The organism is Arthrobacter sp. TmtSoilC77 (assembly GCF_059739415.1).
The window spans coordinates 1,797,106-1,822,102 of sequence record NZ_AP046050.1 but is presented as its reverse complement, the minus strand read 5'-3'; the positions used below and the strand labels follow the sequence as shown (position 1 = coordinate 1,822,102).

General features: G+C 62.8%; 22 protein-coding genes. 9 read left to right on the top strand and 13 right to left on the bottom strand.

Annotated features, from left to right (window positions below; all coding sequences use genetic code 11):
* Window positions 1-4: 4 nt before the first annotated feature.
* Together argJ and argC are read right to left on the bottom strand one after the other, a co-directional pair.
* Complete coding sequence (gene argJ, locus AC6I99_RS08410) at window positions 5-1,171, bottom strand: bifunctional glutamate N-acetyltransferase/amino-acid acetyltransferase ArgJ (protein WP_497960754.1); 1,167 nt, start codon at window positions 1,169-1,171, stop codon at window positions 5-7.
* A complete protein-coding gene (gene argC / locus AC6I99_RS08405; RefSeq protein ID WP_497945423.1) occupies window positions 1,168-2,199 on the bottom strand; it encodes an N-acetyl-gamma-glutamyl-phosphate reductase in 1,032 nt (343 codons plus the stop codon). Before argC ends, argJ begins: the two co-directional genes overlap by 4 nt.
* A 178-nt stretch (window positions 2,200-2,377) precedes the next feature.
* On the opposite strand from argC, the gene AC6I99_RS08400 reads away from it, so the two are divergent.
* The 4 genes from AC6I99_RS08400 to AC6I99_RS08385 all read left to right on the top strand — a co-directional run bounded on the left by AC6I99_RS08400 (window position 2,378) and on the right by AC6I99_RS08385 (window position 9,915).
* Window positions 2,378-3,466, top strand: coding sequence for a fatty acid desaturase family protein (locus tag AC6I99_RS08400; protein ID WP_224167019.1), 1,089 nt, complete (start codon window positions 2,378-2,380; stop codon window positions 3,464-3,466).
* Between the two features lie 85 nt (window positions 3,467-3,551).
* On the top strand, window positions 3,552-4,517 hold the full coding sequence (locus tag AC6I99_RS08395) for a quinone oxidoreductase family protein (protein ID WP_497960753.1): 966 nt from the start codon (window positions 3,552-3,554) through the stop codon (window positions 4,515-4,517).
* A gap of 87 nt (window positions 4,518-4,604) precedes the next feature.
* A complete protein-coding gene (locus AC6I99_RS08390; protein ID WP_497960751.1) occupies window positions 4,605-8,561 on the top strand; it encodes a Pls/PosA family non-ribosomal peptide synthetase in 3,957 nt (1,318 codons plus the stop codon).
* 13 nt (window positions 8,562-8,574) lie between these two features.
* Complete coding sequence (locus tag AC6I99_RS08385; RefSeq protein ID WP_497960749.1) at window positions 8,575-9,915, top strand: M1 family metallopeptidase; 1,341 nt, start codon at window positions 8,575-8,577, stop codon at window positions 9,913-9,915.
* Here the strand turns inward: AC6I99_RS08385 and AC6I99_RS08380 are convergent.
* The 4 genes from AC6I99_RS08380 to pheS form a co-directional block, all read right to left on the bottom strand.
* Complete coding sequence (locus AC6I99_RS08380; protein ID WP_497960747.1) at window positions 9,912-10,565, bottom strand: 4'-phosphopantetheinyl transferase family protein; 654 nt, start codon at window positions 10,563-10,565, stop codon at window positions 9,912-9,914. The genes AC6I99_RS08385 and AC6I99_RS08380 overlap by 4 nt on opposite strands.
* Before the next feature lie 5 nt (window positions 10,566-10,570).
* A complete protein-coding gene (locus AC6I99_RS08375; protein ID WP_497961944.1) occupies window positions 10,571-11,383 on the bottom strand; it encodes a nuclease-related domain-containing protein in 813 nt (270 codons plus the stop codon).
* A 223-nt stretch (window positions 11,384-11,606) separates the two neighbouring features.
* A complete protein-coding gene (pheT, locus tag AC6I99_RS08370; RefSeq protein ID WP_497960746.1) occupies window positions 11,607-14,150 on the bottom strand; it encodes a phenylalanine--tRNA ligase subunit beta in 2,544 nt (847 codons plus the stop codon).
* A 2-nt stretch (window positions 14,151-14,152) separates the two neighbouring features.
* Window positions 14,153-15,214: a phenylalanine--tRNA ligase subunit alpha gene (pheS, locus tag AC6I99_RS08365; RefSeq protein ID WP_223936608.1), complete on the bottom strand. Its 1,062-nt coding sequence runs from the start codon at window positions 15,212-15,214 to the stop codon at window positions 14,153-14,155.
* Window positions 15,215-15,362: 148 nt separating this feature from the next.
* Between pheS and AC6I99_RS08360 the strand changes: the two genes are divergently transcribed.
* Both AC6I99_RS08360 and AC6I99_RS08355 read left to right on the top strand, forming a co-directional pair.
* Window positions 15,363-15,782 carry a hypothetical protein gene (locus tag AC6I99_RS08360; RefSeq protein ID WP_224167012.1) on the top strand — a complete coding sequence of 140 codons (420 nt, stop codon included), beginning with the start codon at window positions 15,363-15,365 and terminating at the stop codon, window positions 15,780-15,782.
* Window positions 15,779-16,411: an SIMPL domain-containing protein gene (locus AC6I99_RS08355; RefSeq protein ID WP_497960744.1), complete on the top strand. Its 633-nt coding sequence runs from the start codon at window positions 15,779-15,781 to the stop codon at window positions 16,409-16,411. Before AC6I99_RS08360 ends, AC6I99_RS08355 begins: the two co-directional genes overlap by 4 nt.
* Here AC6I99_RS08355 and pcp read toward each other — a convergent pair.
* The gene (gene pcp / locus AC6I99_RS08350; protein ID WP_497960742.1) at window positions 16,380-17,027 is read right to left on the bottom strand and encodes a pyroglutamyl-peptidase I; all 648 of its coding nucleotides are present in this window, start codon (window positions 17,025-17,027) and stop codon (window positions 16,380-16,382) included. The two genes, AC6I99_RS08355 and pcp, sit on opposite strands and share 32 nt — an antisense overlap.
* A gap of 77 nt (window positions 17,028-17,104) precedes the next feature.
* Between pcp and AC6I99_RS08345 the strand changes: the two genes are divergently transcribed.
* Window positions 17,105-18,199 (top strand): Rv2578c family radical SAM protein, encoded by a 1,095-nt coding sequence (locus tag AC6I99_RS08345; protein WP_497960740.1) that lies wholly within the window; start codon window positions 17,105-17,107, stop codon window positions 18,197-18,199.
* A gap of 20 nt (window positions 18,200-18,219) precedes the next feature.
* Here the strand turns inward: AC6I99_RS08345 and AC6I99_RS08340 are convergent, their stop codons facing one another.
* Window positions 18,220-18,654 carry a (deoxy)nucleoside triphosphate pyrophosphohydrolase gene (locus tag AC6I99_RS08340; protein WP_224092383.1) on the bottom strand — a complete coding sequence of 145 codons (435 nt, stop codon included), beginning with the start codon at window positions 18,652-18,654 and terminating at the stop codon, window positions 18,220-18,222.
* Window positions 18,655-18,788: 134 nt separating this feature from the next.
* Between AC6I99_RS08340 and AC6I99_RS08335 the strand changes: the two genes are divergently transcribed.
* A complete protein-coding gene (locus tag AC6I99_RS08335) occupies window positions 18,789-20,000 on the top strand; it encodes an MFS transporter (RefSeq protein WP_497960738.1) in 1,212 nt (403 codons plus the stop codon).
* Between the two features lie 93 nt (window positions 20,001-20,093).
* On the opposite strand, the gene AC6I99_RS08330 is transcribed toward AC6I99_RS08335, so the two are convergent.
* From AC6I99_RS08330 to infC, 5 genes are all read right to left on the bottom strand, one after another.
* Entirely contained in the window at window positions 20,094-21,011 is a 918-nt protein-coding gene (locus tag AC6I99_RS08330) for a cation diffusion facilitator family transporter (RefSeq protein ID WP_223936600.1), read from the bottom strand.
* Window positions 21,012-21,103: 92 nt separating this feature from the next.
* Window positions 21,104-22,024 carry a TrmH family RNA methyltransferase gene (locus AC6I99_RS08325; protein WP_497945435.1) on the bottom strand — a complete coding sequence of 307 codons (921 nt, stop codon included), beginning with the start codon at window positions 22,022-22,024 and terminating at the stop codon, window positions 21,104-21,106.
* 26 nt (window positions 22,025-22,050) lie between these two features.
* Window positions 22,051-22,731 carry a 50S ribosomal protein L20, sunset domain variant gene (gene rplT, locus AC6I99_RS08320; RefSeq protein WP_224092379.1) on the bottom strand — a complete coding sequence of 227 codons (681 nt, stop codon included), beginning with the start codon at window positions 22,729-22,731 and terminating at the stop codon, window positions 22,051-22,053.
* A gap of 119 nt (window positions 22,732-22,850) precedes the next feature.
* Window positions 22,851-23,045: a 50S ribosomal protein L35 gene (gene rpmI, locus AC6I99_RS08315; RefSeq protein ID WP_059387794.1), complete on the bottom strand. Its 195-nt coding sequence runs from the start codon at window positions 23,043-23,045 to the stop codon at window positions 22,851-22,853.
* A 119-nt stretch (window positions 23,046-23,164) separates the two neighbouring features.
* Window positions 23,165-24,187 carry a translation initiation factor IF-3 gene (gene infC, locus AC6I99_RS08310; RefSeq protein ID WP_497960737.1) on the bottom strand — a complete coding sequence of 341 codons (1,023 nt, stop codon included), beginning with the start codon at window positions 24,185-24,187 and terminating at the stop codon, window positions 23,165-23,167.
* A 381-nt stretch (window positions 24,188-24,568) separates the two neighbouring features.
* Here infC and AC6I99_RS08305 point away from each other — a divergent pair, with 381 nt between their 5' ends.
* Window positions 24,569-24,985 (top strand): DUF1844 domain-containing protein, encoded by a 417-nt coding sequence (locus AC6I99_RS08305; RefSeq protein WP_224167005.1) that lies wholly within the window; start codon window positions 24,569-24,571, stop codon window positions 24,983-24,985.
* The last annotated feature ends 12 nt before the right edge of the window (window positions 24,986-24,997 follow it).

Here is a 24,997-nt window from a genome sequence, read left to right as displayed (position 1 = left end):
CCGCTCAGCTCGAGTATGCACTGTTCTCATGCACGTAGTCGTGCGTGAGGTCATTGGTCCAGATGGTTGCCTCGGCGTCGCCGGCCTGCAGGTCGATGTCGACGCGCACCTCACGCGGTTCCAGGTCCACCAGGTTGCGGTCCTCGCCGATGCTGCCGTTGCGGCAGATCTGCACGCCGTTCATGGACACGTTGAGCTGGTCCGGCTCGAACACGGCATCGGTGGTGCCCACGGCAGAGAGTACCCGGCCCCAGTTGGGGTCCTTGCCGAAGATGGCCGCCTTGAAGAGGTTGGAGCGCGCAACGGCGCGGCTAACGATCTCGGCGTCGCGTTCGCTTGCCGCGTTGAAGGTACGGATGGCGATGTCGTGGCTTGCACCTTCGGCGTCGCCGATGAGCTTACGGGCCAACTCGGCGCACACCTTCGTAATGGCCTCGCTCAGCTGTTCCGCAGAGGGCAGTGCTTCGGAGGCGCCCGAGGCCATCAGCACCACGGTGTCGTTGGTGGACATGCAACCGTCAGAGTCGGCGCGGTCAAACGTGACACGCGTGGCATCGCGGAGGACGACGTCGAGCTCGTCCGCCGGTACCTCGGCGTCGGTGGTGAGGACAACAAGCATGGTTGCCAGGCCGGGGGCCAGCATGCCGGCACCCTTGGCGATGCCGCCAACGGTGAACTGGTTGCCCTCAGCGTCGGTTCCTGTGAAGACGGCCTCCTTGGAGACGCTGTCCGTAGTCATGATCGCCGTGGCAGCGGCCGAACCACCGTCTGCCGAAAGCTCGCCGAACGCGGCTTCAACGCCCGGAAGGACCTTGTCCATGGGCAGTTGCTCGCCGATCAGGCCAGTGGAGCAAACCACGACGTCGGAAGCTGAGACTCCCAGCGCTTCGGCCACTTTCTCGGCCGTGGCGTGCGTGTTCTGGAATCCCTGCGGGCCAGTGCAGGCGTTGGCTCCGCCGGAGTTCAGGATCACGGCGTCCACACGGCCATCGCTGACCACCTGGCGTGACCAGTGAACCGGAGCAGCGGCTACGCGGTTTGAGGTGAAGACGGCGGCAGCGGACTTTCGCGGACCGTCGTTGACGACGAGGGCCAGGTCCGGGTTGCCGGAAGCTTTGATGCCGGCTTTGATGCCGGAAGCCCGGAATCCCTTGGGTGCGGTAATGGTCACGGTGCAACTCCCTGCAGGTTCAGGCCGGCGGTTTCGTCCAGGCCGAGGGCTATGTTCATGGACTGCACGGCTCCGCCGGCAGTTCCCTTGGTGAGGTTGTCGATAGCGCACGTGACAATGACGCGGCCGGTGTGTTGGTCGAAGGCCACCTGCATGACTGCGTGGTTGGAACCTTGCACTGACTTGGTGCTGGGCCACTGGCCCTCGGGGAGAAGGTGGACGAACGGCTCGTCGTCATAAGCTTCCGCCCAGGCTTGGCGCAGTTCGGCGTAGGTAACTCCGTGCCCGACTTTCGCAGTGGCCGTAGTGAGGATACCGCGGCTCATCGGAGCCAGCGTTGGAGTAAAGGACACCGTCACCGGCTCGCCGGCGGCATTGGAAAGCCCCTGCTCGATTTCCGGCGTGTGGCGGTGCCCGCCGCCAACACCGTAAGGACTCATGGAACCCATGACTTCGGAGCCGATCAGGTTGACCTTTGCCGCCTTGCCCGCACCGGAGGTACCAGAGGCCGAGACAATTACGACGTCGTCCGTCAGGAGGAGGTTATTGGCGAACCCCGGCGTCAAGGCGAGCAGGGCAGACGTCGGGTAGCAGCCCGGGACCGCAATGCGCTTGGCACCCTTGAGGGCGTCGCGCTGTCCCGGCAGTTCAGGGAGCCCATACGGCCAGGTCCCGGCGTGGGCCGAGCCGTAAAACTTTTCCCAGGCAGCCGGATCCTGCAGGCGGTGGTCCGCTCCGGCGTCGATGACTACTGTGCCTTCCGGCAATTGGGCAGCGATCTCCGCAGAAGCGCCGTGCGGGAGGGCCAGGAAGACGACATCATGCCCGGACAGGTTCTCCACAGTGGTGTCTTCAAGAATCCGGCTCGCCAAACCGTGGAGATGCGGCTGCAACTCCCCTAGTCTGGAACCGGCGTTGCTGTGCGCAGTGATCGCACCGATAGTGACGTTCGGATGGCCCGCAAGCAGGCGCAGCACTTCTCCCCCGGCGTAGCCGCTGGCACCGGAGACGGCAACAGAAATAGTCATAGCTCCACTGTACAGCAAAACTATTCATGGTTACCGATATTTATGCATGCCGTCTTCTGGCAAGTGCACGGCGTCACATAAGTTAGTGCGGACGGCGTATGCTTAGTGGAGGGTGATCCAGACCGTGCAGTCCGAACGTCGGCTGCAGCGTTGCCCGTTAGCGATACGGGGCACATATATGGCACCCACGTCCACCGCTGAGCGCCCCAAGACACGCGCAATTCAGCCAAACCCCGTTGTTCAAAGCTATTCGGAGCTCCTTAAGAGCGTGAAAGCTGCCGGTCTTCTCGAACGGCGCAGCGGGTTCTACATCTGGCTCTTCGTAGCCCTCATGATCCTCATGGCCGCCACCTGGACAGGCTTCGCCCTGTTGGGTGATTCCTGGTTCCAGCTCTTGATCGCTGCCGCCGTGGGTATCTTCTGCACACAATTGAGCTTCCTGGCCCACGAGGCCGGACACAAGCAGATCTTCGCGTCCCGTCGCGCAAACGACTGGTCAGCCCGCCTCCTGGCAACAGGAATCGCAGGCATCAGCTACTCCTGGTGGGAGCAAAAGCACGGCGCCCACCACAACCACCCCAACGTCATTTCCAAGGACCCTGACATCCGGAACAACGCGCTGGTCTTCTACGAAGATGCAGCCGCCGAACGCAAGGGACGCCTGGCCTTCCTGACCAAGAAGCAGGGCTGGTTTTTCTTCCCGCTCCTCACGCTCCTTGGCCTGAGCCTGCAGTTCGACTCGCTTCGCTTTGTCTTCGGCAAGCAGAAGGTGCGCCACCGCTGGGTGGAGACGCCTATCCTGGTGGCCCGCCTTGCCGCCCTTCCGGTTCTCGCTTTCACCTTCCTGCCCATCGGTATGGCGTTTGCGTTCCTCGGTGTCCAGATCATGGTCTACGGCTTCTACATGGGCGCCTCGTTTGCCCCGAACCACAAGGGCATGCCTGTCCTTCCCAAGGACAGCCGCGTCGACTTCCTCAACCGGCAGATCCTTACCTCCCGCAACATCTCGGGCGGACGCTTCATGGACTTCCTGCTGGGCGGACTGAACCGCCAGGTGGAACACCATTTGTTCCCTGACATGGCCCGGCCCCACCTTCACAAGGCAGCAGGAATCGTCCGCGAGTTCTGCACGAAGCACTCCATCCCGTACACGGAAACCACGCTGATTCAGTCCTACGGGATAGTAGTCAGCTACCTCAACGAGGTAGGCCTGGCAGCTGGTCGTGGCTTCGACTGCCCCGTCGCTTCGACGCACGGACGCTTCTAGGCCTCCACAACCAAAGGCGTCATCCTTCATAGGATGGGTTCTGGAACCGGGCACCGGAAGGACCGTCCCGGAGTAAGGAGCCACCATGACGCACGCGATTGTTGCCAAGGAGCCGGGAGGACCTGAAGTCCTCGAATATGCTTCCGTGGAGCCACCCGTACCTGGTCCCGGGCAGCTGTTGATCAAGGTCGCAGCTGCCGGGGTCAATTTCATTGAGACCTACCAGCGCCGCGGCACCTACAAGGTTGAGTACCCCTTCACCCCCGGCGCGGAAGCCGCCGGAACCATCGAAGCAATCGGTGAGGGTGTAGAGGACTTCTCTGTAGGTGACAGGATCGCCACTGCCGAAGGTTCCAGGACCTACGCTGACTACGCACTCGTGGACGCTGCGAAGGCGCTCCCCGTGCCGGCCGGCGTCGATGATCACACCGCAGCCGCCCTGCCACTGCAGGGAATAACCGCCCACTACCTGATGAACTCCTCCTTCCGCGTGGAACCTGGCCACACGGTGCTGCTGCACGCGGGAGCCGGCGGTGTGGGACTGCTTCTAACCCAACTGTTGAAGGCGCGTGGGGCACGGGTCATCACCACAGTTTCCTCAGACGAAAAGGCCGACCTCTCCAAGCTCGCCGGCGCCGACGAAGTCCTCCGCTATGAAGGCTTCGCGGACAAGGTCCGCGAACTTACCAACGGCGAAGGCGTCAATGTGGTGTACGACGGCGTGGGCAAGGATACGTTCGACGACTCCCTGCGGAGCCTGCGCATCAGGGGTTCCATGGTGCTCTTCGGCGCCGCTTCAGGTCCCGTCCCCCCGTTCGATCCCCAACGCCTGAACTCCGGCGGCTCACTGACATTGACCCGCCCCACGATGGGCCATTTCGTCCAGAACACGCACGAGCGGCGTTGGCGCTCAGCCGAGATCTTCGAGGCCGCAGCGAACGGCACGCTGGCGGTTCGGGTCGGCGCTACCTACCCCTTGGCCGAAGCGGCCCAGGCACACAGGGACCTCGAAGGACGCCTCACCACGGGGAAGGTCCTGCTGCTGCCGTAACGGCAAAGCGAACATCCGTGCAACAAACCGTGAATGGCAGGAAGCAGCCGACACCTTTTGTTCACCTTTCTGGGCAAAGCTGACTGCGTGAGCACAGAACAATCTGCCGTGGCCGGGAACTTGGATGCCTTGGCCACCTACCGCCCCCAATTTCCGGGGGCGTGTGCAGCACCTCCTCAGCGGACCCTAGTGGATATCCTCGAAGCAACTGCGGCAGCTTTTCCGGAATCCTCGGCATTGGACGATGGCCGGAAGTCACTGAGCTACACCGAACTGCTTGGAGCAGTCCGCGCGTTCGCGCGGGTCCTGAACGCCGCTGGTCTTGGCCTAGGGGACAAGGTCGGCGTCCGCATCCCATCCGGCACCGGTGATCTTTACGTCGCCATCCTGGGAATCCTCATGGCGGGGGCAGCCTACGTCCCCGTGGATGCCGACGACCCCGAGGAGCGCGCCCGGCTGGTTTTTGGCGAAGCCAAGGTGGCCGCCGTCGTTGGTGCCGGCTTGGCCGTTGAAGTGGCAGGCGGGGCGCGGAAGGCCGTGACGGAGCCGCAGAAACCTGGGCTGGATGACGACTCGTGGATCATCTTTACCTCCGGTTCCACGGGTACGCCGAAGGGCGTTGCCGTCAAGCACCGCTCGTCGGCCGCTTTCGTGGACGCCGAAGCCCGTCTCTTCCTGCAATCGGATCCCATCGGCCCGCAGGACAGGGTCCTGGCCGGCCTTTCGGTCGCGTTCGATGCTTCCTGCGAGGAGATGTGGCTGGCCTGGAGGCACGGCGCCTGCCTGGTACCGGCTCCACGCGCCCTTGTACGGACCGGCATGGATCTGGGCCCATGGCTCATCAACCACGGCATCACCATTGTTTCGACAGTGCCAACCCTGGCTGCTTTGTGGCCGGTCGAAGCCCTCGAGAATGTGCGTCTACTCATCTTTGGTGGGGAGGCCTGCCCGCCTGAACTCGCCGAACGGCTCGCCGTCGACGGCCGGGAAGTGTGGAACACGTACGGACCCACCGAGGCCACGGTGGTCGCCTGCGCGGCTCCCCTGGGCGGACCTGGCCCTGTTCGCATCGGACTGCCGCTGGACGGCTGGGACCTCGCCGTCGTCGATTCCGCCGGCGTTCCCGTGGCTAAGGGTGAAATTGGGGAATTGATTATCGGCGGAGTGGGCCTGGCCCGATACCTGGATCCGGCCAAGGATGCTGAGAAGTATGCAGCCATGCCGACCCTGGCCTGGGAACGCGCCTACCGGTCCGGTGACCTTGTGCGCTTCGAAGCCGAGGGCCTGGTCTTCGTCGGGAGGGCCGACGAACAGGTCAAACTGGGTGGGCGACGGATCGAACTGGGCGAAGTCGATGCCTCACTGCAGTCTCTGCCTGGGGTGGGAAGTGCGGCCGCCGCGGTGCAAACGACGTCTGCAGGTAACCAGATCCTCGTCGGATACCTGGCGCCCACCGAGGGCTGCGTACTGGACCTGGACGAGGCCCGCAGACAGTTGGGCGAGAGCCTTCCTGCAGCATTGGTCCCCCTCCTGACGGTTGTTGCTTCGCTGCCGACAAAGACCAGCGGCAAGGTGGATCGTCACTCGCTTCCGTGGCCTCTTGCCGGCGTTGCAGCCAAGGAGGCGGGCAAAGCACCGCTGAATCTGCCGGACGACGCCCGGTGGATTGTGGAGCAGTGGGAATCGGTCCTCGGCAGCCCTGTCAGCTCCCTTGACGCGGACTTCTTCGCCTACGGTGGCGGCTCGCTGGCGGCCGCGCAGCTTGTTTCCGCATTGCGTGTTCGGTACCCGACCATCACGGTGGCGGACATCTATGCGACGCCGCGGGTTGGCGCACTCATAGAGGCTGCGCGGCAGTCGCTTCCCGACGGCGGCATGCCGGGTCCCGCTGCGGAGCGCACCGTACGGCCCACAGCCCTTAAGTCGCAGGTCTTCCAGGTGCTCATGGGCGTACCCCTGCACATCCTGGTGGGCATGCGGTGGTTGACCTACCTCATGGCTGCCAACAGGCTGTTGGCCGATTTCGCTGGATTCACCGCAGCCCCCGTGGTTTCCTGGTGGTGGATCGGGGCTTCCTGGCTGATTTTTGTCAGTCCACTGGGCCGCATGGCGATCTCGGTGGTGGCTGCCCGCATCCTGCTGGGCAACGTTGAACCCGGAACATATCCGCGGTCCGGCAAGACGCACCTGCGGCTTTGGCTGGCTGAGCAAATACAGGACCTCTCCGGTGCCATTGGCCTGGCCAGCGCACCGTTCGTTCCCTACTACGCACGGGCCCTCGGCGCAAAGATCGGAAGGGACGTCCACCTGCATTCATTGCCGCCGGTCACCGGCCTGCTGTCCTTGGGAACCGGGGCCAATATCGAGCCGGAAGTGGACCTCTCCGGCTGGTGGGTGGACGGCGATTCTGTGCACATCGGCCAAATCCATGTTGGCGCGGGAGCAGTAGTGGGCTCCCGAAGTACCCTCATGCCCGGAGCCACCATCGGCGCTGGCGCGCGCGTCGAGGCAGGGTCCGCAGTGCTGGGCAAGGTGAAGGCCGGGCACCTGGTGTCGGGCTCCCCGGCCCGACGCCGGGGAAAAGCAAAACACGACTGGCCTGAGCCCAGCAGCCGAAGCCCCATCGCGGCCCGCTTGTGGTTCTCGGCATTCGCCACCGGCTCCGCCGTTCTGGCCTTGATCCCATATGTGTCTGCCTTCGCCGGTGCTTTGGTCATCTTCGCATTTGTCCGTGGGCATGAGTCTCTCGGAGAAGCCCTGCCGCAGATCAGCATGGCGTTGCCGCTTGCCGCCCTCGCATGGTTCTTCAGCAATCTCATCCTGATCCTTGTTGTTGCCCGGCTCCTGGGCTTGGGAATCAAGGAAGGCTACTACCGGGTGCGGAGTCGCATCGGCTGGCAGGTTTGGGCTACTGAGCGGTTGCTGGACATGGCAAGGGACCTACTCTTCCCCATCTATGCGAGCCTGTTTACCCCCGTGTGGCTCCGTCTTCTGGGAGCCAAGGTTGGACGGAACGTGGAGGCATCGACTGTGCTGTTGGTGCCCAGGATGACGACGATCGGCGACGGCGCATTCCTCGCCGACGACACGATGGTGGCCTCCTACGAGCTCGGCGGCGGCTGGATGAAAATCGCCCCTGCCAAGATCGGGAAGCGTTCGTTCCTGGGCAACTCGGGTATGACGGCAGCGGGCCGTAACGTGCCCAAGAACTCTCTCGTCGCCGTGCTGTCCGCTACGCCGGCCAAAGCCAAGTCCGGCACCTCCTGGCTCGGCAGCCCACCTGTCAGGTTGCGCCGCACCGCCGTCGACGCCGATCAGAGCCTCACGTTCCAGCCACCCTTGAAGCTGAAGCTGGCAAGGGGTCTCTGGGAACTGTGCCGCCTGGTGCCTGTCATCCTCACGGTGGCAATCGGCGTCGGGGTCATGCTGGTTCTGGACGCGATCGCCCGAGGCTGGAGCTACTGGTTGGCCGCACTTCTAGGCGGTGTGGTGGTCCTGGCTGCCGGAGCGGTGGCGGCATTGAGTTCCATCATTGCCAAGTGGGTCCTTGTGGGCACCATTCGCGCCGGTGAGCACCCTTTGTGGAGCTCGTTCATTTGGCGCAATGAGGTGGTGGACACCTTCATTGAAATGGTCAGCGCTCCCTGGTTCGCCCGTTCAGCCGCTGGAACTCCCGCTTTGGTGTGGTGGCTCCGGGGCCTGGGCGCGAAGATCGGGCATGGAACGTGGTGCGAAAGCTACTGGCTCCCTGAAGCGGACCTCGTGACGCTCGGCGAGAACTCAACCGTCAACCGCGGCTGCGTGGTCCAGACGCACCTCTTCCACGACCGCGTCATGAGCATCGATACTGTGACGTTGGGCAACGGGGCAACCATGGGACCCCATGGCGTCATCCTTCCTGCCGCAAGGATTGGCGACGGCGGCACCGTTGGTCCGGCGTCGTTGGTAATGCGCGGCGAAACCGTGCCGGCAGGGACCTATTGGATGGGAAACCCCGTGAGTCCTTGGGAGGGTCCGGCAGCACCGGCCGCCCGACTCAAGTAGATTGGGGCAGACCATGACGGCACCGATAATTACTACTGCGACCAACGCCGACCCATACACCTTGGACCACGGCAGCACCAGCTACCGTGTGGATCGGTACGAATTGGACCTCGATGTCAGGCTGGGCAGCAACAAGCTGATCGGCAAAGCGGTGCTGCGTTGCACGGCCCTGGAACCGGCTTCGCAGATAGTCCTGGACCTGGTGGGCCTGCGGGCGTCCAAGATCCAACTGGATGGCAGGAAGGTCCAAAAGTTCAGCCATCGGGCCGAGCACCTTGTGGTCACTACTGTGTCCCCGTTGAAGGCCGGTCAGCCCTTCGTCCTTGAGATCCGCTACGAGGGTAACCCGCAACCACGTCGCGGCTTGTGGGGCGAGGTCGGCTGGGAAGAACTGAACGACGGCGTCCTGGTGGCCGGCCAGCCCAACGGCGCGGCGTCGTGGTTCCCCTGCAACGATCATCCGCGCAATAAATCATCGTTCCGGATCTCCGTGACCACGGATGACAACTACCGGCCGGTGTGCAACGGCCAGCTAGTGTCCCGGTCACGAAAATCGAGCCGCGAGACCTGGGTCTACGAGCATTCCGAACCCATGGCCACATATCTCGCCACGATGCAGATCGGCCGGTATGTCATGGTGCCGCTCAACCCTGCAGACACCCATCACCGAGTTCCGCAGTTCGCCGCGGTTACTGCGGACATGGCTGACGACGCCCGCCAGGGGCTTCAACGCCAGCCGGACATGATGAAGACCTTCGAGGACTGCTTCGGCCCCTACCCGTTCAGCGATTACACCTCGGTTGTCACCGAAGATGAGTTGGAAATCCCGCTGGAAGCACAGACCGTCTCCATTTTTGGCCGCAACCACATGCGTGATGCCTGGGATGCACAGCGATTGATCGCTCACGAGCTGTCCCACCAGTGGTTCGGTAACTCCCTGACCGTCAGCAATTGGAAGGACATCTGGCTCCACGAGGGATTCGCCTGCTACGCCGAGTGGTTGTGGTCCGAGGAGTCCGGAACCATGCCGGTTGCAGCCCGTGCCCTCGCCGCCTGGAAAAAGCTCGACGCCGGGCCGCAGGACCTGCTCGTTGGCGATCCCGGTCCGGAGCTCATGTTCGATGACCGCGTCTACAAACGAGGCGCCCTGGCGCTGCACTCCGTCCGGGTGGCAGCCGGTGACGAAGCGTTCTTCGGTCTCCTCCAGCACTGGACATCGGTCAACCGCCACGGCTCAATTTCCACAGCGTCCTTTATCGAAGCCGCCGACTCTTTCATTCCGGGGTTCAATGCCGGTGCGATTCTCCGGCCTTGGTTGTACGAGGCCGCCCTCCCGCCGCTGCCGCAGGGCTAGGAAATAGCCACCGCCGCCACGAATCCCTCCGGCAGTTCCTGGCGTTCGCCCTTGATGCTGGTGATGTCCCATAGGCCGGGCCGGTCCAATACGTCCACCTCCGCGGGGTTCCTCCGCAGGCCCTCCCCGGTCATCTTCAGCCAGGCTTCCTTGCGTGCCCACAAGCGTGTACGCTGCACCGCCTTTTGATTTTCCGGCACACTCTTCAGGAAGTGCTTCTCCCCCGGAGTCAAGGCAACATCATCAAAGCCCTGGAACGCTGCTTGATCAATAGCTTCAAGGTCGACTCCCAGCCGGGCGCCCTCGGATGGATGCACGACGCCGGCCAGCAGCACCCAGCCCTGGGCTTTGGATGCGCTTAGCGCGAGAGGCGCGGGGACGCCGTCGAGCATGAAACCCGGGCGACCGTGGTCCTGGTCCTGCCCGCACTGTGGGCAGCTGTAGTCGGGCACTAGCCGGGCCGGATCCACGTCGAGGAGCGAAGCAGCGAAGTGCCATAACGCCAATCGGCCCGCGAGGAATTCTTGCCGGTCCTTGGCACTGACGAAACGGAGCGCCCGCTCCTGGGCGGGCCGCCCGAGCTCCTGAAGGCGGGCGCCAGCAACAAGCACTTCGTCGAGCCTGAGCAACTCGAACACGGGGCTCTGCACTAAGGTCACGCTGACCTGAATCGGGCGGCCACCGCTTCCCGCACAGCCGCCACATCAACATCGCCGGCTGTCTCCGCTGCAAGCACCTTGGCTAGGCGTTTCGGCCACAGCACGTGAACGCCACGAATGGAGAACGCACCCCCGATGAGGGGCCAATCGGCCTCAATGAAGCACAACGCGCCGGTGACGGGGACATCCCCTACGAAGTCTCGGACGAGATCGACTTGTTTGAGCACCCCATCGACCAGTTTCGTGCAATTGCGCCGGCCGACCAGCAGCTTCTCCACGCGTGGGCGAAGGATGCAACCCTCGATCTCCAGTTCGGGCCGTCCCTTGTACCGCTTGGCGTCGATCACCCAGATTCCACCCGGAGTGATGGCAATGTGATCAATGTTGGCCTTCGAGCCGGGGATGCGTCGGTCATGAAGGACGGCCAAACCATCGGTGGGAAGGGCACTTAGCCTTGCGCCGAGTCGTTCTTCACCGACCGCGCCCCGATCCCAGGACTTGGTGTGCGGTCGCTCGTCAGAGAGCGCGACGGCGAGGCCACCGAAACGACCCCACTTCCCGCGCAGCCTTTCCTCGTCTTTCGCCTTTCGGCGAACGTACTCACGTCGGGCCGATGAACCGGCTACTCCGGGATCTGCGACCGCACCCTCCGTACCAGGCGGTTCCGTGTCGGAGGACATAGCTTCCGTAGCCTCGGTGGCACACTCCAAGCAGAGGACAGTCTTGGTCTCGCTCTCGTAGATTGCCGCTGTCCCGGCCGGAATAGATGCACCGCACTCCCGGCACACTCCGGCGTACCGGAGCTGCATCTGCTTCACGAGGTTACGTGGTTCATCGTCGGCACGGACCGAACCGGTTGATAAATCACGGCGGTTAGACCGCGGATACGCTTTGCCATGGCTCAATCCTCCCCAAAGTATTCCGAGCCTCCATTGTCTGGCCAAACGGACCGAGCTGTCGCTGATTCCGGAGGCAACTGAAAAAAATCCCCGGAACCAGGAGGTTCCGGGGATTTCATCGCATGCGAAGGCGCTACCGCTGCACTGCACCAAAACGCTCTGCAGCAACAGCCACAGCGCCGGCGCGGGCCTCCGAAGCTTCGTCGGCAGTCAGCGTGCGGTCAGCTGCACGGAAACGGAGGCCGAACGCGAGAGACTTCTTGCCTTCCTCGATGCCCGGGCCAACGTAGACGTCGAACAATGCGACGTCTTCGAGGAGTTCCCCGGCACCTTCACGCAACGCGGCAAGCACCTGGTCAGCCGGAACATCCTGGGGAACCACCAAGGCGACATCCTGCGTCGCCACGGGGAACCCGGAGATGTGCTTGGCCACAATGACGTCGGCGGCTGCATCGAACAGCGCCTCAACATTGACCTCAACCGCCACAGAGCGTGCTGGCATGTCGTGGGCTGCGAGGAGCTTCGGGTGCAGCTCACCGGCGTAGCCCACAACGTCGCCGGACCGCAGCGCGAGCTGTGCAGCACGTCCGGGATGGAAGGCTTGGTGGCTCCCCTGGCTGACTACAAGTTCAACGCCGAGAACATCCGCGATGAGCCGCGCGACATCCAAAGCGTCGGCCCAGTCCCAGGCACGCGGCGTGTGCGTCGCCGCAGCCGGAGAATCGTGGCCGGTCAAGACAGCCGCGATGTGCAGCGGCTGGTGCGGGACGCCGTCGTACAGTTCATCCAGTACCTCATCGGAAGGCTTGACGCCCAGCGGCGGGATGGATTCAGTACCGAGCTTTTCGCCGGGAAGGAACACCGAGCCGGCCTCATAGAGTGCCAGGTCACGGAAACCGCGGGAGTGGTTGCGGCGGGCAACCTCGATCAGTCCCGGCAGGATGGACGTACGGAGGTAACCGTGCTCCTCGCTGATGGGGTTGGCCAGCTTCAAGGCCGGACGTTCTTCGCCTTCCGTTGGCACGCCGAAGGTCTCGTTGGATGCCTTGGAGACGAACGGATAGGACAGGACCTCCGTCAGTCCGGCGTCCGCCAGAGCTTGCACGACGCGGCGCTTCTGCTGCTGGCTGCGGCTCAGGCCACGGCCCGGAGGCGCCACGGGCAGCGTTGCCGGGATGTTGTCATAACCAACCAGGCGGGCTATTTCCTCGGACAGGTCTTCCTTGGTTTCGAGGTCGTTGCGCCAGCTCGGAGCCGTCACCAGATAGCCGGTGGAAGTCTTTTCCACAGCAGCACCAAGATCCACCAGGGACGTAGTGATCTGCTCTGCCGTGAAGTCGATACCGATACGGGCGGCGGCGAACTCTGCGGGCAGGTCAATGGTGACGGCGTCAGGGGCGGTTCCGACGTCGGTACCTGTCTCGTCCGCAGTACCTCCGGCAAGTTCAACCAAGAGGTCCACCACGCGCTGCGCGGCGACATTCGCAACGTGCCAGTCAACCCCGCGCTCGAAGCGCTTGGATGCTTCGGACGGAAGCTTATGGCGGCGACGGGAACGGGCAATCGATACTTCATCGAAGTGCGCGGCTTCCACCAGGATGTTCGTGGTGGAATCCGAAACCTCGGTGTGGGCACCGCCCATGACCCCGGCGATGCCGATAGCTCCGGAGTCATCGGTGATCAGCAGGTCTTCGACATCGAGCGTGCGCTCTTTGTCGTCCAGCGTGGTGATCTTTTCCCCCGCCACAGCGCGGCGAACCACGATGTCGCCCGCAAGCTTGTCGAGGTCGTAGCAGTGGTTCGGCTGGCCGAGCTCAAGCATGACGTAGTTGGAAATATCAACCGGCAGGGAGATGGAACGGACGCCGGCCAGACGAAGACGTGCAGACATCCACGGCGGGGTGGGACGGGAAGCGTTCACGCCACGCACTGTACGTGCCACGAAGCGGTCACAGCCCGGCTTGCCGTAGATGGGGGCGTCGTCGTTGAGCTTTACGCCGTACCCGCCTTGGAGGCTGGCCGGAGCGTTGACCTTGGAAGCCGGGTCAACGAAGGATGTTCCGGTGGCATGGGCGTACTCGCGTGCCACACCACGGATGGAGAAGGCGTAGCCGCGGTCCGGTGTGACGTTGATTTCCGCAGCCTGGTCATAGAGACCAAGGAGTTTCATAGCGTCCGTGCCGATTTCCGGATCCAACCCGATCCGTGAGAGAACCAAAATTCCATCATGGTCATCGCCGATGCCCAGTTCGCGAACCGAAGCGATCATGCCCGCAGACAGGTGACCGTAAGTTTTCCGCGCCGAAATCCGGAAGTTGCCGGGCAGCACAGCTCCGGGAAGCGTGACAACCACTTTGTCGCCTTCCACGAAGTTGTGGGCGCCACAAATGATGCCCTGCACACCGGAAGGATCGATTCCCTCGCCAGTCAGGGTCTGTTCCTGCCCTTCAGGGACAACACGGACCTGGCACCAGTTGATGGTCTTGCCATTGGATTGCGGTTCCTTGACCAGGCTCAGCACCTGGCCGACCACAATGGGACCCGTGAGTTCATCCGTGGGACGGTGGACTTCCTCTTCTTCAAAACCGACCTTGACCAGGTCCGCCATGACGTCTTCGGCCGTGGCATCGGCCGGAACCTGCGCAAATTCACGCAGCCAGGAAAGTGGGATACGCACTGTTAGATCTCCATCCCGAAGTGCTCGCTGAAACGTACATCGCCCTCGATCATGTCGCGCATATCGCCGACCTCGTTGCGGAACATGAGCGTGCGCTCGATGCCCATGCCGAAGGCAAAACCTGAATAGACGTCCGGATCGATGCCGGCAGCCCGGAGGACGTTGGGGTTGACCATGCCGCAGCCACCCCATTCGATCCAGCGCGGACCGCCCTTGGCACCGGGGTGCCAGATGTCGAGTTCAGCTGACGGCTCGGTGAACGGGAAGTAGTTCGGGCGCAGGCGAATGGAAGCTTCGTCGCCAAACATCTGGCGGGCGAAGTGCTCCAGCGTTCCACGGAGGTCGGCCATGCTCAGGTTCTTGTCAATCGCAAGACCCTCGAACTGGTGGAAGACCGGGGTGTGCGTTGCGTCGAGCTCGTCCGTGCGGAACACCTTGCCCGGGCACAGGACGTAGATGGGCACTTCGCGCTCCAGCATGGAACGGACCTGAACCGGAGAGGTGTGGGTGCGCATGAGCAGGTGTGCCTCGGGAGGTTCCACGAAGAACGTGTCCTGCATTTCGCGGGCCGGGTGGTCCGGCTTGAAATTCAGGGCGTCGAAGTTGAACCACTCGGACTCCACCTCGGGCCCTTCGGCAATTTCCCAGCCCATGCCCACGAAGATGTCCGAAACACGGTCCTGCAGCGTGGACAGCGGATGGCGCGCTCCGGCACGGCGTCGACGCGGCGCCGCCGTGACATCAACGGTTTCCTCCACCAGGATCCGGGCGTCGTTCTCGGCTTCCAGTACTTCGGTCCGGGCGGCGAGCGCCTGGTTGACCCGGCCGCGTGAGGATCCCATGAGCTTTCCGGCGGCAGCCTTGTGCTCCTTGGCGAGGCCACCGATTTCACGGTTGGCCAGGCTCAGGGGCGACTTCTCGCCTGTGTGGGCGAGGCGGACAGCCTTGAGTTCTTCGAGGGAGGAGGCAGCCGCTATCGCGGCGATCGCATCCTCAACGGCGGCGTTGATGGCGGCTTCATCCAGCGGATTCGGGATGGCAGCGCCTGGCAAAGTGTCAGTCATCTACTGTTCTTAGCTACGAGTCGGGAGCGGCCGGCATGGCTGGCCTGCAAAACGAAAGGGCAGTGCTCACCGCGGACGACAGGCACTACCCTTCAGTCTAGTTGAAGCTCACAGGCGCCATTTAACTCCACAGGTCTAGCATGTCTTCATGACTCCCGGGCAGCGACTAAGGCAAGTCGCCAACTTCCTGAACCTGACAACACCCTTGGGGCTGTTGGTCGCGCGCGCCTCCCGATCACGCATTTCGCGTGGACCCCGGGGCCTGCTGATAGCGGCAGGGTATGCGTGGAAGCTTCCACACGCCGGAGCGTTCACGGTGGGGAACGTCGTCCTCTACCGTGCAGCGCACGACGTGGCAGGACGCAATGAGCTGCTCCTTGCCCACGAGGAACGGCACAGCACCCAGTACGCCTACTGCCTGGGGTTGCCGTTCCTCGTTTTCTACGGTGTCGCCGCCGGCTGGTCCATGCTGCGCGCGGGCAATCCGGCGTCGAGGAATTTCTTTGAACGGCAGGCTGGACTCGCAGCAGGCGGCTACATTGACCATCGAATCGAGGCCGAAGCATGAAACGCACCATTACCGTTACGGGAACGGCGAGCGCCAAGGCAGTGCCGGACCTGGTGACACTGACGCTGGGCGTCGAGACGCGAAGGGAGACTGCGTCCAAGGCATACGACGACGCCGGCAAGGCGGCCGCCGCCGTCGCCACCAGTCTGCGGGCGGCTGGCGTGCAGGATGCGGATCTGCGCACCAGCGGCTTAAACCTTCGGGCAGACCTGGTGTGGGTGGAGGGGCAAGGACAGAAGGTCGCTGCCTATGTGGCATCCACCAACGTGCACGTCGGCATCCGCTCACACACGGAAGCCCCCGCCACCATTGCTGCGGCGGTGGCCGCCGGTGGGGACGACATCCGGATCAACGGGATCGAGCAGGGCTTTGCGGACGCCTCCCAGGTCACGAGGCAGGCGCAGGAAGCGGCGTGGCAGGACGCGCTTCAGCGGGCGGAGCAGTACGCGTCCTTGGCGTCCGCCCGGTTGGGCTCCGTGGTTTCCATTTCCCAGCAGCCCCTGCCGGGCTCCCCTATCCCGATGGGCGGACTGGTCAGGGCCGCTGCTGTTGAAGCACTTCCCCTTGAGGCCGGCGAGTCGTCCGTGGCGGCGAGCGTCACCGTGGAATGGGAACTTTTGAAGCCTTAGGTCCATCCACCGGCGCCTGGACTGCCGTCCGCACCACCACTGCGATGCCGGCAGCCATGGCATCGAGCGGCATGGACGGCGTCGCGCTCCCCTCGGGCACCTGCTCCGGAAGGTAAGGAAGATGGACAAATCCGCCCCGGACGCCGTCCCGGGTTGCGAGGGCATGCATCAGCGCATAGAACACGTGGTTGCAGACGTAGGTTCCGGCCGACTGTGAGATCTCACCCTTGATGCCGGCGATCTGAAGGTTCCGTAGGGAGGCTTTGATCGGCAACGTCGAGAAGTAAGCTGCCGGGCCACCGGGAACCACTTCCTCATCGATGGGCCGCTTGCCCTTGTTATCCGGGATGCGGGCGTCATCGCAATTGATGGCTACCCGCTCCAGGGAGAGCCTCTCCCTTCCTCCAGCCAACCCCGCGCACAGTACGACGTCCGGCGCCAGGGATTCGACGGCGGCCAGCAGGACAGACGCTGACTCACCGAACACGCAGGGAAGCTCTACTGCTTCAACCTTGTATCGCTCGGAGCGAAGGATGTCACGTGCACGCAGGGCAGCCGTCCAAGATGGATTGACACTTTGATCGCCAAACGGTTCGAACCCAGTCAGCAGAATCATGGGCCAACCTTAGCAAGGTCCTGAATCGGCATTCGCGGTCCTTGACATTGATTCGAACATACATTCGAATAGAGTGCATGAGATGGGACGCACAAGCACTTTCGCCAACGCGTGGACCGGCGTCCGAAAGCCTCGACAGTATGGCTCCTGGCCCTGCCCCGGCCTTGGACGCCCTGCTGCCCTTGGCCGGGCTTGTGCGCTCCATCTCAACACCCGAATTCTCCGGAGTCACCTTCCATGAGGTCACCGCAAAGTCAGTGCTCAACAAGGTGCCTTCCGGTTCCAATATGCCTTTCGAATGGACAGTGAATCCCTACAGGGGTTGCAGCCATGCATGCGTCTATTGCTTCGCCCGCAAGACGCACACCTACCTGGAGTTCGACGCCGGGCGCGACTTCGACTCCCAAGTGGTGGTCAAGATCAACGCGGCAGAGGTCCTGCGGAAGGAACTGGCCAAACCCTCCTGGGAGCGGCACCAGGTTGCCTTGGGAACCAACACAGACCCCTACCAGCGCGCCGAAGGCCGATACGCGCTGATGCCAGGGATCATCCGGGCCCTTGCAGATTCAGGCACCCCGTTTTCCATCCTGACCAAAGGCACGTTGCTGGCCCGGGACATTCCCCTGCTCAAGCACGCGGCCACCCAGGTCCCGGTGGACCTGGGCATCTCACTGGCCATGACCAATGAGGATCTTGCTGGGATTGTTGAGCCCGGCACCCCTTCCCCGAGGGCCCGCCTCAAGCTGATTGCGCGGCTCCGTGAGGCAGGTCTGGGTTGCGGAGTGATGGCCATGCCTATCCTGCCTTGGCTCACGGATTCAGACGAGGCCCTTGAGTCCTTGTTCTCAGAACTCTCCAAGGCCGGCGCCACAGGCGTCACTGCAGGAGCCCTCTACCTGAAGCCGGGTACGCGTGAGTGGTACATGAAGTGGCTCGCCGCCCACCATCCCGAACTTGTAGGACGGTACCGTCGCCTGTACGGGCAGGGTTCTTATGCCTCCAAGGAATACCGGACCTGGTTATCAGGGAGGATTAATCACTTTAAAGCCAAGCATGGCTTTACCGGGACGCATGGCTTCAGCCACCGCAATGCCCGGTCAGCCACCGCTCCAGCTTCGGGCACGGAGCCTGCGGTCGGGACGCCCCTGCCAGGGCAAGAACCACTTTTCTGAACTGACGCCAGTGAAGAGGCCTAGGCCCTTGCAGTCACTCTTTCCAGCAACGCCCGGACTATCGGGAAGTCAGCCGGGATCCACGCAAGCCCAAGAGCTTCTTCGTCATCAAGCAGGGATACCCAGCGCAGCTCGTCGTGATCCTCAAGGGCACGAGGTGTGCCTTCAGCGAGTTCAGCCAACCAGACACGCATAGCCGCGCGCTCATTGAGGGGCCACCCCGCGACCTCACCGGACTCCAGCTCCGCCCCGAGCTGAACCGTAACTCCCAACTCCTCCGCGAGCTCCCGATGAAGGGCAGCTTCGGCCGACTCGCCGTCTTCTACTTTGCCGCCAGGAAATTCCCACATTCCGGCGAACTGCGGGGGCGCAGTGCGACGTGCTACAAGGAGTCGGGCCGGGGCGTCCAGGGAGTCGACGACGGCGGCGCCCACAACGTTTATCAGTCCAGTCACTGAAACAGTCTATGGGTGCCGCGCATAATGGGCATCGTCACATAGCGACGTCAAGTCGGGGTTACGGGTCTAAGCTTGTTATCGGATTTTCTCCACCTTTTCCCAGCCCTCAAGGCACCTCACGAAGCAGGCTCATGACTATCACCGTGTCCCCACCCGCCGCCTCCACAACAGCAAGGCGCCACCTGGGCCTGGCCATCCTCGCGCTTGCCACGGGCGGGTTCGCCATCGGCACCACAGAATTCGCGATGATGGGACTTCTCAAGGAAATCGAGGAAGGACTGGGCATCAGCACGCCCGAGGCCGGCAACCTCATCTCCGCCTATGCCTTGGGCGTTGTCATCGGAGCCCCCATCTTCGCTGCATTCGGAGCCAAACTACCCAGGAAGCGCTTGGCCCTGGGGTTGATGCTGTTCCTCTCCATCGCCAACCTGACCTCCTTCATTGCTCCCGACTACGGTTTCATGCTGCTCTCCCGCTTCGCGTCCGGGCTCCCCCATGGCGCGTTCTTCGGTGTGGCTGCCGTTATTGCCGCCGGCTTGGTTGCCCCCACAAAACGGGGTTGGGCCATCTCCATGGTCATGGCTGGCCTCACAGTTTCCAACGTCATCGGAGTGCCACTGGCCACTTGGGTGGGGCAGACCTTCGGCTGGCGCCTCCTCTTCATCATCGTGGGAGCCATCGGCCTGCTGACCGTGGCCATGGTCTGGAAATTCGTCCCCTTCGAAGCAGCGCACCCTGAAGCGAGTATTCGACGCGAACTCGGTGCACTCAAGCGTCTTCAGGTATGGCTTGCTTTGCTGATCGGCATCATCGGCTTTGGTGGGTTCTTCGCCGTCTACACCTACATCGCGCACACCATGACCGGCGTGGCCGGCATACCCGAAAGCCTCATTCCGGCAGTGGTGGCGCTATACGGGCTAGGCATGGTTGCGGGCAACATCATCGGGGGCCGCATCGCGGATAAGTCCGTCATGGGCACCATCTACTGGGTCATGCCCGGCATCGCCGCAGCGTTGGTGGTTTACGCCATTGCCGCCCACTGGGCCTGGTCCGCCTTCATCATGGCCTTCGTCGTCGGCGGCATAGGCTCCATGCTCACACCAGCGTTGCAGACCCGTCTCCTGGATGCCGCTCCCGGCGCCGCCTCGCTCGCTTCGTCACTGAACCACTCCGCCCTCAACATTGCCAATGCCCTGGGAGCCTTCCTCGGCGGGACCGTGATTGCCTGGGGTTGGGGCTACGTGGCTCCGGCCCTTGTGGGCGCAGTCCTCGCCATCCTCGGGCTGGGAGTTGCCATCATCAGCGGGCTGCTGGAACGCAGGAAGCCGCTGGCTACCCCATGAATCGCTAGCGGATAATCCAACTGCTCGAAACCGCAACAAAAAAGATGGGCTCCTCGGTTTGAGGAACCCATCTTTTGGTTAATGCTGACCTGACTAAGCCTGGACGCGCTCAACATCGGGTTCAAGGTAAATGACCCGCGCGATCGGAACGGCCGCCCGGATCCGTTGCTCGGCGTCGTCAATCACACGGGCAATTGCTTGACCGGTATCGGCTGCACCCATGGTGATCTTGGCGGCAACCAGCAGTTCTTCCGGCCCCAGGTGCATGGTCTTGAGATGGATGATCCGGGTGCCATCCGCCTGCAGTGCCTCGGTGATGCGTGCGACGTCGTCCTTAGTGGCCGATTCACCCAGCAGGAGCGATTTGGTCTCCACAGCAAGGATGACAGCGATGGCGACAAGCAGCAGGCCGATCATGGCCGTACCCAAGGCGTCCCACACGCCGTCGCCGGTTACGAGGGTCATGCTGACGCCGAACAGGGCGAACACCAAGCCCAGCAAGGCCCCGAAGTCTTCAAGGAGGATGACCGGCAGTTCGGGCTGCTTGGCATTGCGGATGAACTTGGCCCACGTCTGCTTGCCACGGATATGGTTCGATTCCACGATGGCGGTTCGGAAAGAGAACGACTCGGCAATGATGGCGCCAACCAGGACCGCCAACGGCACCCACCAGAAGTCGCCTTCGATGCCGTGTGGGTGCTGGAACTTCTCCCATGCCTCGTACAGGGCGAAGAGGCCACCCACGCTGAAGAGGACGATGGACACGATGAACGCGTAGATGTACCGTTCGCGGCCGTAGCCAAAGGGGTGCTCGGGGCTTGCCGCACGCTGTGCGCGCTTGCCTCCTACCAGGAGAAGGATTTGGTTGCCGGAGTCAGCAACTGAGTGAATGGCCTCAGCGAGCATGGACGATGACATCGTCAGGACGAACGCGACGAACTTCAGGACAGCGATGGTCAGGTTCGCGGCGAGGGCCGCCACGATCGCTTTGGTACCGCCACTTGCAGCCACGAAAGCTTCACCTCTTCGGTTTTGGGAAAGATTGGAATGGGCCAAGAAGAGTCGTCATCGTGACGATCTTGCAAGAAACACCGTACCGGGCGTCAGGCTATTTCTGCATTCCCGACCCGGGCGCCTTGCTGCGAACGGGCGCTTGCATAGAGGCAAACGGTGGCCGCTGTACCCAGGTTCAAGCTCTCCGCCGCCCCATAGACAGGAACGGCTACGCGGTGATCCGCAAGCGCCAATTCGGCGTCGGACAATCCTTGTGCCTCATTGCCGAACAACCAGGCAGTGGGCGCCTCAAGGGCATAATCAGAGGCGACATCGCTGTTTCCGAGCCTCCGGGCAGCATTCTCGTCCTGGAGCTGGTCAAGGTTTACCGTCCCATACCCGTCGGCGGCCAGGATCCCTATACCCAGAGCCCGGCAGCGCGCGACGAGATCTTCAACATCAGCCCCCAGGACCACCGGAAGGTGGAACAAGGAACCGGCCGTGGACCGTACCGCCTTGGGATTATAGATATCCACGCTGGAACCCGTCAGGATCACGGCGTCGGCACCAGCGGCGTCGGCCGCGCGCAAAACTGTGCCTGCATTGCCGGGGTCCCGGACCTGGCACATGACCGCAAGAAGGCGAGGACCGGCGTCGAGCACTGATTCAAGGCTGACATCCACAAAACTGCAGACAGCAACGATGCCCTGCGGGTTGACGGTGTCCGCCATGGCGGCCAGGACGTCGTCATTGGCCAGCCGAAGCTGTGTTCCTTCTGCAAGGTCTGCGAGTTCCGGGAGCCGCTCCAGGCATGCCTCGCTCGCAAAGACTTCATGCACGACGGCGGAACCACCTGCCGCAATGCGCTCCCGGTGAAGGGTCAAAGCCTCGCGAACCGCCTGTGGACCCTCGGCCAGGAAACGGCCGCGCTTTAAACGGGCCGGGCGCCCGGCAAGCTTGGCAACGTCCCTTACCCGATCTGCTCGGGGGTTGGTCATCGAAAAGTCTTGCGGGCGCCCGGTTTGGTTCATATAAAGAACTTTAGTGGCAGTTGCGACTAGTTCTTGATCTGCTGGCGGGCTTCGCCGCCGGCCGGCTCGAAGCCGGCAGCCTTTGCAGCCTCAACCGTGGAGAACCAGTATTCAGCAGCAGTGTTCTCGTACCAAGTGGAACCCGGTACGTGGTACTTCTTGGACTCGGCGTTGCCCTTGATGGCGTGGCCTTCCGGGGCACCTTCGCCTTCAACGGCAGCAATAGCGCCATCGATGGCGGGCTTCTCGGAGACAGAAGCCTTGACAGCCGTTGCGGTAGCAGCAGCCGGAGCAACCTTGGCAGCCTTCGGTGCAGCAACCTCGGCCTTGGCAGCCGGAGCAGACGTGTCGGCAGGCAGGGAGGCCTTGGCAATGTTCACCAGAGCGGCGAATGCGTTGGCGTCCGAAACAGCCAGTTCGGCCAGCATGCGGCGGTCAACCTCAACCTCAGCGGCCTTCAGGCCCTGGATCAGGCGGTTGTAGGTGAGGCCGTTGGCGCGGGATGCAGCGTTGATGCGCTGGATCCAGAGGCGACGGAAGTCGCCCTTCTTCTTACGGCGGTCGCCGTAGCTGTACACAAACGAGTGCAGCAGCTGCTCTTTGGCCTTGCGGTACAGGCGCGAACGCTGACCGCGGTAACCCTTGGCGCGTTCGAGGATAACCCGGCGCTTCTTGTGGGCGTTTACCGCCCGCTTCACACGTGCCACGTGCGTACTCCTTCAGAAATCTTTATCCCAAGCTGCTACTGCCGGAGATCCGGCCGGCCTGAGAAGGCTTTTGGTGTAGTCGGTCGCTACCGGATGGCAGCAACCAAAGAACTTGGAACTTAGACGCCGAGCATCTTCTTGATGACCTTGGCATCGCCCTTGAAGACGATCTTGTCGCCGGCGAGGCGACGGGTCAGCGTGGAGGACTTGTGCTCCAGGTAGTGGCGGCGGTTGGCCTGCTGACGCTTCAGCTTGCCGGTGCCGGTCAGCTTGAAGCGCTTCTTAGCACCGCTGTGGGTCTTCATCTTCGGCATGGGAACCGATCTCCTTACGTATCCACGGACAAAGTCCGCAGTTCTTTCGTGCAGCCGGCCTACAAGGGCTGGCGTGCTGGTTGCTTGCCGTTGGAGGCCAGGGCCTCCGGGGCGTTGAACTAGTTGGTCTTGCGTGATGCAGGCTTCGGCGCAGCCTTGGGGGCTGCGGGCCGAGCTGCCGGCTTGGGAGCTGCCGGCTTGGCGACGGGCTTCGGAGCCGAGGGAACTGCAGGCTTCGGGGCAGCTGCCGGAACAGCTGGCTTCGGAGCTGCGGGTGCAGGGGCTGCTGCCTTGGGGGCCGGTGCTTTCTCCGCCGGTGCAGCCTTCACAGCCGGGGCTTCCTCAACCACGGGTGCTTCTTCGACTACAGGAGCTTCCTCAACAACCGGAGCCTCCTCGACTACGGGAGCTTCTTCAGCTACGGGCGCTTCCTCGGCTTCTTCAACAACCGGTGCCTCTTCAGCAACGGGGGTTTCAGCTGCGGGAGCCTCGACAGCCTCCTGCTTGGGCTCTTCTTCGGAAGCAAGCAGGCCTGCCGGAAGAAGGTCGCCCAAGGTCTGCGTCAACGGAGCCTGGTCACCTGTCGTGTCCACGCGCCCGGATGCCTTGGCCTCATTCTGGGCCTTGGCTTCGGCACGCTGGGCTGCACGCCGGGCTTCAGCCTTGGCTTCGGCCTTGTTCTTCAGCGGACCGATCACCATGACCATGTTGCGGCCATCGATGCGTGGGCTGGACTCAACAATGCCCACCTCTGCGACGTCTTCAGCAAACTTCTGAAGCAGGCGGATGCCCATCTCCGGACGCTGCTGTTCGCGGCCGCGGAACTGGATCATTGCCTTGACCTTGTCACCGGCGCCGAGGAAGCGAAGTGCATGTCCGCGCTTGGTTTCGTAGTCGTGCTTGTCGATCTTGAGGCGGAAACGGATTTCCTTCAGAACCGTGTTGGTCTGGTTCTTGCGGGCCTCACGCGCCTTCACGGCAGCTTCGTACTTGTACTTGCCGAAGTCCATCAACTTGCAAACAGGAGGCTTAGCCTGCGGGGCAACTTCAACGAGATCGAGATCGGATTCGGCAGCAAGACGCAGGGCGTCCTCGATGCGGACGATTCCTACCTGTTCGCCGGCAGGGCCGACCAGCCGCACCTCGGGGACGCGGATACGCTCATTGATTCTTGGCTCGCTAATGTTAAAGCTCCTGTGGTTGTGGTGAGTTTCACCGGCAAATAGAGAAGGCCTCCAATTGCTGGTGCAATCGAAGGCCTCAAGGATCGGGTGTGCTCCCTTGAAGGGGGCACGCACTCCATAGGCTACGCCTCGGTGTGTCCGACCAGTACCCGGCAACCTCTTGTTCCGTGAAGGAATCCTGTTCCCCGGAGGGAAAACGGCTGACGCGGGTGGGAGAGAACTCCGCTTGCAAACTGAAAATCAATTCTACAGAAATAACCCGCCAAGCGCACATTGCACGGGGCGGGAGCATTTAATGCGAATAACGACTTCCAGTCGGTCTGTGACAAGCTTACCAGTATGAGCACTGAAGACAGCAATTCGCGCAATTCCTACTCCAAGGACGCCGACACAACCACAGCTGCGGCCCCCGCGGCCGATTCCGGGGTCTCCCAGCAGATCCGTGACATCGCGGAAGTTCCGGCTGTAGAAGTCATCACCACCGGCGCGGTCCACCTGATGAGCGCCGCCGCTGTGAAGGTCGGCCTCGCCGATGACCCCAACGCAGAAGACCTCAAAGACCTTGACGAGGCCCGCAAGCTCATCACTGCATTGGCCGGCCTCGTAACGGCGGCCGCCCCCGAAATCGGTTCGCAGCATGCCGGGCCCTTGCGTGATGGACTGCGCTCCCTCCAGTTGGCATTCCGCGAAGCTTCCCTTATCCCTGACGCGCCGGGCAAAGGCCCGGGTGAGAAGTTCACCGGGCCGGTGAACTAGCCAGGAACTGCC